This window comes from Pseudomonas sp. AB6, assembly GCF_034314105.1.
Lineage (GTDB): Bacteria > Pseudomonadota > Gammaproteobacteria > Pseudomonadales > Pseudomonadaceae > Aquipseudomonas.
Genome location: NZ_JAVIWJ010000001.1, coordinates 842,308 through 854,709, shown reverse-complemented (window position 1 = coordinate 854,709; position 12,402 = coordinate 842,308). Strand labels below are relative to the sequence as shown.

At 54.9% G+C, this 12,402-nt stretch carries 10 protein-coding genes; 3 read left to right on the top strand and 7 right to left on the bottom strand.

From position 1 onward, the window contains the following. Positions 1 to 97: 97 nt before the first annotated feature. The 4 genes from RGW60_RS03970 to RGW60_RS03955 all read right to left on the bottom strand — a co-directional run bounded on the left by RGW60_RS03970 (position 98) and on the right by RGW60_RS03955 (position 4,656). Positions 98 to 334 (bottom strand): DUF1653 domain-containing protein, encoded by a 237-nt coding sequence (locus tag RGW60_RS03970; RefSeq protein WP_322202351.1) that lies wholly within the window; start codon positions 332 to 334, stop codon positions 98 to 100. A 126-nt stretch (positions 335 to 460) separates the two neighbouring features. After that, positions 461 to 1,636, bottom strand: coding sequence for an acetyl-CoA C-acyltransferase FadA (fadA, locus tag RGW60_RS03965; RefSeq protein ID WP_322202349.1), 1,176 nt, complete (start codon positions 1,634 to 1,636; stop codon positions 461 to 463). A gap of 24 nt (positions 1,637 to 1,660) precedes the next feature. Continuing rightward, positions 1,661 to 3,808 carry a fatty acid oxidation complex subunit alpha FadB gene (fadB, locus tag RGW60_RS03960; protein ID WP_322202347.1) on the bottom strand — a complete coding sequence of 716 codons (2,148 nt, stop codon included), beginning with the start codon at positions 3,806 to 3,808 and terminating at the stop codon, positions 1,661 to 1,663. Positions 3,809 to 4,218: 410 nt separating this feature from the next. Next, entirely contained in the window at positions 4,219 to 4,656 is a 438-nt protein-coding gene (locus RGW60_RS03955; RefSeq protein WP_322202345.1) for a hypothetical protein, read from the bottom strand. Between the two features lie 97 nt (positions 4,657 to 4,753). On the opposite strand from RGW60_RS03955, the gene RGW60_RS03950 reads away from it, so the two are divergent. Further along, positions 4,754 to 5,194: a universal stress protein gene (locus RGW60_RS03950; protein ID WP_322202343.1), complete on the top strand. Its 441-nt coding sequence runs from the start codon at positions 4,754 to 4,756 to the stop codon at positions 5,192 to 5,194. Between the two features lie 45 nt (positions 5,195 to 5,239). Here RGW60_RS03950 and RGW60_RS03945 read toward each other — a convergent pair whose 3' ends face one another. Continuing rightward, positions 5,240 to 7,150 (bottom strand): ATP-binding cassette domain-containing protein, encoded by a 1,911-nt coding sequence (locus RGW60_RS03945; RefSeq protein WP_322202341.1) that lies wholly within the window; start codon positions 7,148 to 7,150, stop codon positions 5,240 to 5,242. A gap of 225 nt (positions 7,151 to 7,375) precedes the next feature. Here RGW60_RS03945 and RGW60_RS03940 point away from each other — a divergent pair, with 225 nt between their 5' ends. After that, entirely contained in the window at positions 7,376 to 9,304 is a 1,929-nt protein-coding gene (locus RGW60_RS03940) for a transglycosylase SLT domain-containing protein (protein ID WP_322202339.1), read from the top strand. Positions 9,305 to 9,465: 161 nt separating this feature from the next. Here RGW60_RS03940 and RGW60_RS03935 read toward each other — a convergent pair whose 3' ends face one another. Together RGW60_RS03935 and RGW60_RS03930 are read right to left on the bottom strand one after the other, a co-directional pair. Further along, entirely contained in the window at positions 9,466 to 10,275 is an 810-nt protein-coding gene (locus RGW60_RS03935) for an MOSC domain-containing protein (protein WP_322202337.1), read from the bottom strand. A 98-nt stretch (positions 10,276 to 10,373) separates the two neighbouring features. Next, positions 10,374 to 11,303 carry a chemotaxis protein CheV gene (locus RGW60_RS03930; protein WP_322202335.1) on the bottom strand — a complete coding sequence of 310 codons (930 nt, stop codon included), beginning with the start codon at positions 11,301 to 11,303 and terminating at the stop codon, positions 10,374 to 10,376. A gap of 486 nt (positions 11,304 to 11,789) precedes the next feature. Here RGW60_RS03930 and RGW60_RS03925 point away from each other — a divergent pair, with 486 nt between their 5' ends. Continuing rightward, positions 11,790 to 12,275, top strand: a complete 486-nt coding sequence (locus tag RGW60_RS03925) for a hypothetical protein (protein ID WP_322202333.1) — start codon at positions 11,790 to 11,792, stop codon at positions 12,273 to 12,275. Positions 12,276 to 12,402 lie beyond the last annotated feature (127 nt).

The following is a 12,402-nucleotide window of genomic DNA, read 5'->3' as shown; positions in this document are numbered from 1 at the left end:
GAATTTAGAAATGAAAGGCGCTTGGTGCCTGTCGAGGCACCGCTATATATAGTGGCAATAAGACGAGGTCAAGCACAGGCTACTGCGCGATCTCAACTCAGGGCCTTGAAAACAGGCTCGGTTCGGCTTGAACCAAAGCAAAGCGTGGCACCTGTTCGCCGTCAACTTCGACGGACTCCAGGAACATGCTCAAGGGACGCACCCAAAGACCGTAATCGCCATAGAGGGCTTGATAGAACACTACTTCTTCTTCGGTTTCAGAATGACGGGCAATGCTGAATACACGGTACTCAGGGCCCTTGTAATGGCGATAGAGTCCAGGCTGTAACTGCATGCTGCTGACCTCGAAAATGAAACCTGAAAATAAATTATTTTGAAATGCAACTTTTTGCAAAAAAACCAGCTTTTCATAAAAACAAAAGCCGGGGCACTTGGCCCCGGCTTCCCATCAGACGAACCTTTAGACGCGTTCGAAGACGGTGGCAATGCCCTGACCCAGGCCAATGCACATGGTCGCAACGCCAAGGTTGCCGCCATTCTGTTTCATAACGTTGAGCAACGTACCGGAGATACGAGCACCGGAACACCCAAATGGATGCCCAAGAGCAATTGCGCCGCCGTGCAGGTTAACCTTCTCGTTCATCTTGTCGAGCACTTTCAAATCTTTCAGCACTGGCAAGGCCTGTGCGGCGAAGGCTTCGTTCAGCTCGAAGAAGTCGATATCAGTGATATTCAGCCCTGCGCGCTTCAAGGCTTTTTGTGTTGCCGGTACTGGACCGTAGCCCATGATTGCGGGGTCCACACCCGCCACCGCCATCGAGCGGATGACCGCTAGAGGTTGGATGCCGAGGTCTTGAGCACGCTGCGCTGACATGACAATCATGCACGATGCACCATCGGTGATTTGCGAGGACGTGCCCGCCGTAACCGTGCCACCTTTAGGATTGAAGGCAGGTTTTAAGGCGGCAAGGCTTTCCAGAGTTGTATCCGGACGAATGGTTTCGTCGTAGTCGAACATTTTCAGGAAACCGTTCTCGTCATACCCTTGCATCGGGATGATTTCATCCTTGAACTTACCTTCAATCGTTGCCTTGTGGGCCAACTGATGTGAACGCACGCCAAAAGCATCTTGGGCCTCGCGGGTAATACCATGCATTTTACCGAGCATTTCCGCAGTCAAGCCCATCATCCCTGACGCCTTGGCAGCGTACAGCGACATATGCGGGTTTGGATCTACGCCGTGCATCATGCTGACATGGCCCATGTGCTCGACACCGCCGACCACGAACACATCACCGTTGCCGGTCATGATCGCTTGCGCGGCAGTGTGCAGCGCGCTCATGGATGAACCACACAAGCGGCTCACCGTCTGCGCAGCGGCGGAGTGCGGGATCTGAGTCAACAGCGAAGCCATGCGGGCAATGTTCCAGCCCTGTTCCAGGGTCTGGTTTACGCAACCCCAAATCACATCTTCGACTTCCGCAGGGTCAACTTTGACATTGCGTTCCAGCAATTTGCTAATCAGGTGCGCGGACATATCTTCGGCGCGGGTATTACGGTGCATGCCACCCTTGGAGCGGCCCATCGGGGTGCGACCGAAGTCAACAATCACGACGTCTCTCGGATTCAAGCTCATAAATTCCTCTCAGTCGTTGGGCGCTTAACCGAAGAAGCTCTGGCCATTTTTAGCCATCTCACGCAGCTTCGCGGTCGGATGGTACAAGGCGCCCAGATCAGCATATTTGTCAGCCAGGGCAACGAACTCAGCCACACCAACAGAGTCGATGTAGCGCAGCGCACCGCCACGGAATGGAGGGAAGCCGATGCCGTAGATCAAGCCCATGTCGGCTTCTGCGGCGGTGTCGACGATGCCGTCTTCCAGGCAGCGAACGGTTTCCATACACAGCGGAATCATCAACCAGTTGACAATGTCGTCGTCAGACACTTCGCGTTGCTCGTAGACAATTGGCTTGAGGACTTCAAGCACAGCGGCGTCCGTGACTTTCTTCGGCTTGCCCTTCTTGTCCATCTCGTAAGCGTAGAAGCCCTTGCCGTTTTTCTGCCCCAGACGATTGGCTTCGTAAAGCACATCCACAGCCGAACGACGGTCATCCTTCATGCGATCTGGGAAACCTTCAGCCATAACGTCACGACCGTGGTGACCGGTGTCGATACCGACCACGTCCATCAGATACGCCGGGCCCATTGGCCAACCGAATTTTTCCATCACTTTGTCGATACGGACGAAGTCCACACCGGCGCTGACCAACTTGGCAAACCCACCGAAGTACGGGAACAGCACGCGGTTGACCAAGAAGCCGGGGCAATCATTAACCACAATCGGGTTCTTGCCGATTTTCTTCGCGTAAGCCACAGCCGTTGCCACTGCAACTTCACTGGACTTCTCGCCGCGGATGACTTCTACCAGCGGCATCATGTGCACTGGGTTGAAAAAGTGCATGCCGACAAAGTTTTCCGGGCGCTTGAGGGCTTTGGCCAACAGGCTGATGGAAATGGTCGAGGTATTCGACGCGAGAATCGTGTCGTCCTTAACTTGGCCTTCTACTTCGGCCAATACCGCCTGCTTGACCTTTGGGTTCTCGACCACGGCTTCAACCACGAAGTCGACCGTGCCGAAATCGCCGTAGGAAAGCGTAGGACGAATCGCATTTAATGCGACGGCCATCTTCGCAGAGGTTAAACGGCCCTTGTCGACACGATTGCCCAGCAACTTGGACGCCTCGTTAAGACCCAATTGAATGGCGTCTTCACGAATATCCTTCATCAGGATCGGCGTACCTTTGACAGCCGACTGATAGGCAATACCGCCGCCCATGATCCCGGCACCAAGTACGGCGGCCTGCTTCACGTCTCTAGCGACTTCATCGTAGATTTTGGCTTTTTTCTTCAATTCCTGATCGTTCAGGAACAGGCCAATCAAGCTCTGCGCAGCAGAGGTCTTGGCCATTTTAACGAAGCCGGCGGCTTCGATTTCCAGAGCCTTGTCGCGGCCAAAGTTGGCGGCTTTCTGGATGGACTTGATGGCTTCAACCGGGGCTGGGTAGTTCGGGCCAGCCTGGCCTGCTACGAAACCTTTAGCTGTTTCGAACGCCATCATCTGTTCAATAGCGTTGAGCTTGAGTTTATCCAGCTTAGGCTGACGCTTGGCTTTGTGAGCAAACTCGCCGGAAATGGCACGTTTGACCAAGTCCAGCGCGGCTTCGGCCAATTTCTCTGGCGCAACAACCGCATCGACAGCGCCCACTTTCAGCGCGTCTTCAGCACGGTTTTCTTTGCCCGAAGCGATCCACTCGATAGCATTGTCAGCGCCGATCAGACGCGGCAAGCGAACGGTGCCGCCGAAACCTGGGTATAGACCCAACTTGACTTCCGGCAACCCGACTTTGGCGCTGCTCGACATGACACGGAAGTCAGCCGCCAAGCACATTTCAAAGCCACCGCCTAGCGCGATGCCATTGATGGCCACGACCGTTGGAACACCGAGGTCTTCGAAGTCGCTGAAGATTTTGTTGGCTTCGAGGTTGCCAGCCACCAGCTCAGCATCCGGCAACTTGAAGTTCTCGACGAACTCGGTGATGTCGGCGCCGACGATGAAGACGTCTTTGCCACTGCTGACAATCACACCCTTGATCGAACCGTCAGCCTTGATGCTATCTACAGCCTGACGCAATTCATTTAGGGTTAGACGGTTGAACTTGTTGACGGACTCACCCTTGAGATCGAACTTCAGTTCGACGATGCCACTTTCAAGAGCCTTAACCGTGATGGCTTTACCTTCGTAAATCATCAACTGATCTCCACGATATGGAAGCTGAACAATACGCGCTGGACGCTAGAGGCCGACGTGAATACGGTTTAACCCGTTATTACTACCATCTGCCTAGACACACCCACCGACGCGATACTCGGGATTCTGTAAGCGCTTTCCGACATGCAAACGCTCATTTCATACGCCCGTTTGATTTGGGTACGGACACCATCACGGAAATCCTGCCAATTGTCAATTCCGCAAAATTCCCGTGGAGACTGCAATATATCGACACGTCAGTAATCCACGCCGCGCTGGCTGCGGGTTTGATACCTGTCGGATGTAGGAATATTCACTGGATTAATAATTCGCAGGCACACGCGTAATGCCGCACCTAATCGGCGTAATTTAACCGTCGAAGGACCAATGAAAGGGTCAGTTTGGTCGCTTCAAGCCAACGATCTGAGGATGGCAGAAATCCGCTGCAATATTTCGGGTTCGCCGCGCTCAGCCCAATACAGTGAGATAAGCTGCTTGCTGGCTTCGACCTTGAACACGTCGCAGGGCAATGTACAAAACTGCGCCATCAGCAATGCGTCCTCGCAAGGTTCGCGCCACTGATTCAGCCAAATACCCGGAGCGGCTTGCCAATAAACCCAGCACGCAGGCTCTTTGCGACTACGCGGCAAGTGATACTGCGCACAGGGGCTTGGAGGTTCAGTGGGTAGCCAGTGCGGCCATTCTTGCGGCGCGAGCTGCATACCCAAGCCGATACGACGCGCCTCCAAGCGCAACGCCATTCTTCCACTCTGCCGTCGTGATGGCCGTAACCAGGCCAAAGGGCTCAAAATCATCGCAAGGATTGACAGCACTATCCAGACCGTCATAGTTCTTTCCCGGAAATAACCATCATTTAAAGGCGCACACGATTGTGCGCGAAAGAGCCATACTCAAGGCTATCGCAATCCTCAAGAGGTACTCCTCATGCCGTACGAACATATCCTGGTCGCTATCGACCTTACTGAAGAGTGCGATCCTGTTATACGCCGAGCGCGTGAATTGGCAGTCAGCAACAACGCCAAACTCTCACTGGTACACATCGTCGAGCCTATGGCAATGGCGTTTGGGGGCGACGTGCCCATGGATTTATCGCAACTGCAGCAACAGCAATTTGATCAGGCCAAAGAAAAGCTCGATGCCCTGAAATTGAAATATCCGGAAGTCAGCATCGGCGACAGCCACCTTACCTACGGCCAGCCGCGCCAGGAAATCCATCAACTGGCCAAAGCGCAGGCCTGCGACCTGATCGTTGTCGGCAGCCATGGCCGTCACGGCCTGGCTTTGCTGCTGGGTTCTACCGCCAACGACGTTCTTCACGGCGCGCCGTGCGATGTATTGGCCGTGCGCCTGAAAACACAGAGCTGACAAGTTCCTGTAAGGGCCAATCCGTTGGCCCCTACAGATCAACTATCAAGCGTCCAGTTCAGCCCAACGTTCCAGAAGGGTATCGAGTTGGGCTTGCAGGTTTTCCAGTTGCGCCAGTACTGCCGCCGATTGCTCGGCCGGGCGCTGATAGAAACTGGCATCTGCCATTTCAGCATTCAACGAAGTCATTTGCGCTTCAACGTCGTCTATTTGCTTAGGCAGCGCTTCCAGCTCGCGCTGTAGCTTGTAGCTGAGTTTTTTCTTGGCAACCGGCATGTCCTGAGCGGCGACCGGGGCAGCAGCAACGGCGGCGGTGGCCAGCTCGGCTTTACCAGACTTGTTCTCGGTAACGCCCAACAGACGTGGCGAACCACCCTGGCGCAACCAGTCCTGGTACCCACCGACGTATTCACGAACCTTGCCTTCGCCTTCAAACACCAGCGTACTGGTCACGACGTTGTCGAGGAATGCCCGATCGTGACTGACCATCAGCACGGTGCCTTTAAACGTTAGCAGCACTTCTTCAAGCAACTCAAGAGTCTCTACATCCAGATCGTTGGTTGGTTCGTCAAGGACCAATAGGTTGGCCGGTTTACTGAACAGCTTTGCCAACAACAGACGAGCACGTTCACCGCCGGACAACGCTTTCACCGGCGTACGCGCACGCTGCGGACTGAATAGGAAATCGCCCAGATAGCTCAGCACATGACGGCTCTGACCATCGATATCGATGAAGTCGCGCCCTTCGGCTACGTTGTCGATAACGGTTTTTTCTAAATCGAGTTGGTGACGCAACTGATCGAAATAGGCGACGTCCAAACGTGTACCCACTTCAACCGAACCGCTGCTCGGTTGCAGACTGTCGAGCATCAACTTGAGCAAGGTGGTCTTGCCGGTCCCGTTGGCACCGAGCAGACCGATACGGTCTTCGCGCTGCAAGACCATGGAGAAGTCTTTGATCAGGAAGGGGCCGCCAGGATGAGCGAAGCTGACGTTATCCAGCACCATGACCTGCTTACCGGATTTATCGGCGGTATCAAGTTGGATATTGGCCTTGCCGGTACGTTCGCGACGCTCGCCGCGCTCTACGCGCAACTCTTTCAGGGCGCGGACGCGGCCTTCGTTACGCGTGCGGCGGGCTTTGATGCCCTGGCGAATCCAGACTTCTTCCTGGGCCAGACGCTTGTCGAACAAGGCGTTAGCAGTATCTTCGGCCGCCAACTGGGCTTCTTTGTGGACGAGGAAGCTGGCGTAATCACCGTTCCAGTCGATCAAGCCACCGCGGTCCAGCTCAAGAATCCGGGTTGCCAGGTTCTGCAGGAATGCCCGGTCGTGGGTAATAAACAGAACCGCACCCTGAAAGCCCAGCAAAGCCTCTTCGAGCCAAGCGATTGCGCCGATATCCAAGTGGTTGGTCGGCTCGTCGAGCAGCAGCAAGTCTGGCTCAGAAACCAAGGCCTGGGCCAATAACACCCGACGACGCCAGCCGCCGGAAAGCTCGGCCAGAGTTTTATCAGCCGGTAACTGCAGGCGACTCAACGTGCTGTCGACCAATTGCTGCAAGCGCCAGCCGTCTCGGGCTTCAAGGTCTTGCTGAACATGCATCAGCTTGTCCAAGTCCTCGGCCGTGACGATGTTCTGGCTCAGGTGGTGATATTCGGCAAGCAGTGCGCCAACGCCATCCAGGCCTTCGGCAACCACATCGAACACGGTCCGCCCGTCGGCTTCCGGCAACTCCTGCGGCAGCTCCCCGATTTTCAGGCCTGGCGCGCGCCAAACCGATCCGTCATCCGGTTTCTGCACGCCTTTTACCAGCTTCAACATACTGGACTTGCCCGTGCCGTTACGGCCGATGATGCACACCCGCTCACCACGGGCGATCTGCCAGGACACCTTGTCCAACAACGGCATAGCGCCGAAAGCAAGGGACACATCGCTGAATTTGAGCAGGGTCATGATCTTCTCCAAAAACTGGGGGCGCATTCTACCTGAGATACCCGCCATATGTTGACATTCAATAACAATCAAACAGGGGTCATTGACCTTCGTTACACGAAGGCGCTTGTTGAAATACAACAACTTCACCTCCGTTCGCTCGCATCCATCGTCAATGCTTTCACCCGGAGCCGGCAAAGGGCTAAGCTAGCGACACTTTTATCGATTCCTCTGCACGGAAGTCTCATGCGCAGTCGTCTGCTCGGCCTTTTATCCTGCTTGCTTGTCTCTGTCACCGCCGCCCAATCTGCACTGGCTGGAGACATTGCCCAACAACGTCAGTACTACGATGAAGCAAAACGGGCATTGGCCAAAGGCGATACCGGGCCTTATATGCGTTACAGCCAAGCGCTTGCCGACTATCCGCTGGAACCGTATCTAGAATATGACGAACTGACTGCTCGCCTTAAAACCGCCAGCAACGCAGAAATTGAAGAATTCCTCGCGGAGCACGGTGATCTGCCCCAGGCCAACTGGATGAAGCTGCGTTGGCTGCGTTGGTTGGCCGAACGTGGCGACTGGCAACCCTTCGTAAAGTACTACGACCCTAAGCTCAACTTCGTAGAGCTGGACTGCCTGTATGGTCAATACCAACTGAGCCACAATTTGCGCTCGGAAGGGTACGCCAACGCCGAAAAACTGTGGATGACCAGCAAGACATTGCCAGCTTCATGTGACGGTTTCTTCGCGCGCTGGGCAGCGGAAGGTCAATTGACCGAAGAAAAACGCTGGAAACGCGCCAAGCTCGCGGCCTCTGCGCGCAACTACAGCCTAGCCACGACCTTGGTCGACAGCCTAGTGACCCTCGCGCCGCAAGGACGCCTGTTGATCGCGGTTGCACAGAAGCCCGAGCTACTTAACGACCCTTCGCGCTTCAAGCCCGTCGATGAGGCCATGTCGGACGTAGTGGGCCTGGGCCTGCGTCGCTTGGCCAGGAAAGACCCGCAGAAAGCCCTGGAGATGCTCGACAACTACTCCGCGACAATGCATTTCTCCCGTGACGAGCAAGTGGCGATTGCCAAGGAGATCGGCCTCACGCTGGCGCGTAGCTTCGACGGCCGTGCCTTGGAGGTGATGACTAAATACGATCCTGACCTTCGCGACGACACGGTCACCGAATGGCGTTTGCGCTTACTGTTGCGACTGGGCCGCTGGGACGATGCGTACCAGCTGACCCGACGACTGCCTCAGGACTTGGCTACCACCAACCGCTGGCGCTACTGGAAAGCGCGCTCACTGGAGCTGTCGCAGCCCAACAATCCGCTGGTGCCTTCGCTGTACAAAGCCGTCTCCAAAGAACGTGACTTCTATGGCTTCCTCGCTGCGGACCGCTCGCAAACTGCGTATCAACTGAATAACCGTCCACTGATGCTCAGCCAGCAGATTATCAATAAGGTTCGCAACACCCCGGGTGTGCGTCGGGCGCTGGAGTTCCATGATCGCGGTGAAATCGTCGACGGCCGACGCGAGTGGTACTACGTCAGCCGCCTGTTCAACCGTGACGAGATGGTTGCCCAGGCGAAGCTTGCCTATGACATGCATTGGTACTTCCCAGCCATCCGCACCATGAGTCAAGCGAAGTATTGGGACGACCTGGACATCCGCTTCCCAATGGCTCACCGCGACACCCTCGTGCGCGAAGCTAATGTGCGCGGGTTGCATTCCAGCTGGGTGTTTGCCATTACTCGCCAAGAGAGCGCGTTCATGGACGATGCCCGCTCCGGCGTCGGCGCCAGCGGCCTGATGCAGTTGATGCCAGCAACCGCCCGGGAGACCGCACGCAAGTTCAGCATCCCGCTGGCATCGCCACAGCAAGTGCTTGATCCCGATAAAAACATCCAGTTGGGCGCAGCGTATCTTAGCCAAGTGCATAGTCAGTTCAACGGTAATCGCGTGCTAGCCTCGGCAGCCTACAATGCCGGCCCAGCGCGAGTGCGCCAGTGGCTCAAAGGTGCAAACCACCTGGCGTTCGATGTCTGGGTTGAAAGCATTCCGTTTGATGAGACCCGTCAGTACGTAGAGAATGTGTTGTCTTATTCGGTCATCTACGGACAAAAACTCAACTCGCCGCAACCGCTGGTGGATTGGCATGAGCGGTTTTTTGACGATTTGTAGATATTGAATAGCTAACGCAGCGTTGCCCAAAGCGCGTGCGCGACCTGCGGCATTCAGGCGAGCCTGGCGCCTTGAGGTTTTTCTGTGTCAGCCCAATAGCCATGTCATATGCATACTCTGGCTTGGCCCCAAAGGCGGTGTATCGAATCACCGCTGCGTGCCTACTCCAACACTGACACTGGCATGCCAACCTCAAGCGTGCCCGGCCCATCATTGACCATGTTTTGTCCAAACCAAACGTCCCCTTCGCGCTCACGATAAGTTTTCAGGGTCACCATAGGCTCGCGATCCGGCGAGCGTTCGCCGGTCTTCGGATCAATGGTGGTAAGAATGCAGCGTGTGCATCCCTTGAGCAGTCGAAACTCAATGTCGCCAATGCGGATACGTTTCCAGCCATCTTCAGCAAATGCTTCGCTGCCCTCAACTACCAGATTTGGTCGAAAGCGCAGCATTTCCAATGGCCGCCCAACTTTTGCCGACAAATCATCAAGGGATGCCTGGCCTATCAAGAGCAATGGAAAGCCGTCGGCGAAACCGACTTTGTCTTCAACCTTGCCGTAGCCGCTAGGCAACCAGCGTGCCCGATCGGCCGGGACATGCACCATGCGCGTAGGCCGCCCCATGAATTCACTGAGCCAGTGCGCGGCAGCATTGCCCGCGTCCGGCACGCGCAGGGTGTCGCGCCAAAGAGTCACGCCACGCAACGAAGCCTCGGTACTTTCCGGCACGGGAACATCCAAGGCCGCAAGACCCGGTGCGCTTAAGGTCAAGCCGCCAGAAGTATTCCATAAAGCCGATAACTGCGACATTTGCGGCATGGCACGCTGGGTGAAAAAACGTCCGGTGCCCTCTTCCACTAACATCCAGCGACGATCTCCGGCCAATCCCAGCCCGTCGAACATCGCCTGGTGAAGCGGCTCGGCCATACCAGATTTGAGTGGAAATCGATAAAGAGCGCTTAGGCGCAACATGGTCAGTTTTCCTAAATACGAAAAACCCAACTTATACGAGCTGCCGCCGCCCTAGACAACCCCCCCTGCTGCGCCTTAAATCAAATCTGCAACCGTGATCAGGCCTGATCGAGCATCAAACGCTCTCGCACCACATCCACCAATTTATCCGGCTGGAATTTGGAGAGAAAATTGTCGCAGCCGACCTTTTTTACCATCGAATCGTTGAAACTGCCCGATAGCGAGGTATGCAGCACTACATACAACTTACGCAAACGTGGATCGCTGCGAATTTCGGTGGTCAACCGATAACCATCCATTTCTGGCATCTCGGCATCAGTGAAAATCATCAACAGCTTGTCGGTCATGACTTCGCCGGAGTCCGCCCAAGCCTTGAGCATGTTCAGCGCCTTGAGGCCATCACGGGCCACATGCATTTTCACCCCGAGCTGAGACAAGGTCTCGCGAAGCTGCGACAGCGCTACGTTCGAATCATCAACCAACAGCACCTCGCGGCCTCGGGCAAGCTCTAACACTGGGTCCAAGAGCTTTTCGCGTGACACCTTAGCGTTGTAAGGCACGATTTCGGCGAGGACTTTTTCTACGTCAATGATTTCTACCAACTGATCATCGACCTTGCTGATCGCGGTCAGGTAATGCTGACGACCCGCACTAGCAGGCGGCGGCAGAATAGCTTCCCAGTTCATGTTAACGATACGGTCTACGCCACCCACGAGAAATGCCTGAACTGAGCGATTGTACTCAGTGACGATGATGGTGCTGTTTGGCCCTGGAATCAGAGGACGCATGCCAATGGCCTGGGACAAATCGATGACCGGCAATGTCTGTCCACGCAGGTTGACCACGCCACAAACAAAGGGATGACGCTGCGGCATTAATGTCAGCTTGGGTAGCTGCAGCACCTCTTGAACCTTGAATACGTTGATGGCAAATAACTGCCGACCCACTAGGCGGAACATCAAGATTTCCAGGCGGTTCTCACCCACCAGCTGCGTGCGTTGATCTACCGTGTCGAGAATGCCGGCCATTATGACTCCTGGGGAATGGTTCGAGTATTAGAGCGCTTCATTGGTTATCGGCTGAAACGCGCAAGACCTTAATGGGTAGGAAGTATGGCACGGAGCTATTGATGTCATATTAATATTAAGGGAATCCCTGAGTAGCCGTCAGGCCCAACCTGATATTCGCCCTGTGCAATAGACATTAATGTGACGCTATTCTCATCGCAACATCGGAGCCAGGCTTGTGTCGGCGATAGCACGACCCAGATCAAACAATACGAAAAGCGCTATCGCCTATGTTTCTAGACCAGCGAGGCATGCCGTCATGGGCGGTGAAAGGAATGACCCAAGCCTTGTGAGACGGTCTTGCAGACAGTGGATCGAGTTGATCTATACAGTTAAAAAACAAGATTCGGAAACGGCCTACAGACTTCCGTTTGGTTTCAACATTAACTTGAGGCCACTCGCCAAGCGAGATTTACGTTCGCTGACCAAGAGCTGTGGAGATAAAGCATGTTGAAGGACATTGAGTGGCAACATTTGCTCCCCGATTTTCTGATGGAAGCCCAAAAGCTTCTTGCCAAGTCAGACGAATGCCTGAGTCACTTGGAGCTATTTGCTAATGACAAAGACGCTATCGAATGCTTGCTTGGAACCTTGTTGACCCTTGCTCATAAGGCAGACGAGTTGGGCCTAGACGGCATCACTGATTTTTCCTTGCGAATCAGTCGCTTGCTAAGCCTGGCTTACCCCCATACCACGTTGCAGGGTGATGCGTTACGAGCGCTGGAAAACTGCTTCACCCTCCTCGCTTGGCAACTTGAACTGGTCGATGCAACCACCGGGCTTTTGCCCCTCGATGACAGCGAACAAGCGGAATTGCTGTACTCATTTGCGACCATCGCCGGACTCGAACATGAATTAGCCAGTCTCATGCCGACAGCAACATGGTCGCCCTCCTTGGCGCTGCGATTAAACGTCCCAGCCCACAGACATTAATTGATCAACCTCAGCCGACCCTGCGGGCTGACAATGCACGTTTGGGTCGCGCATCGACTTTCAAGGCGCTACGCTAACCACCTGTTCTTGCGCTATCGCAACTTTGCGCGGCGTTAACGCACTCATT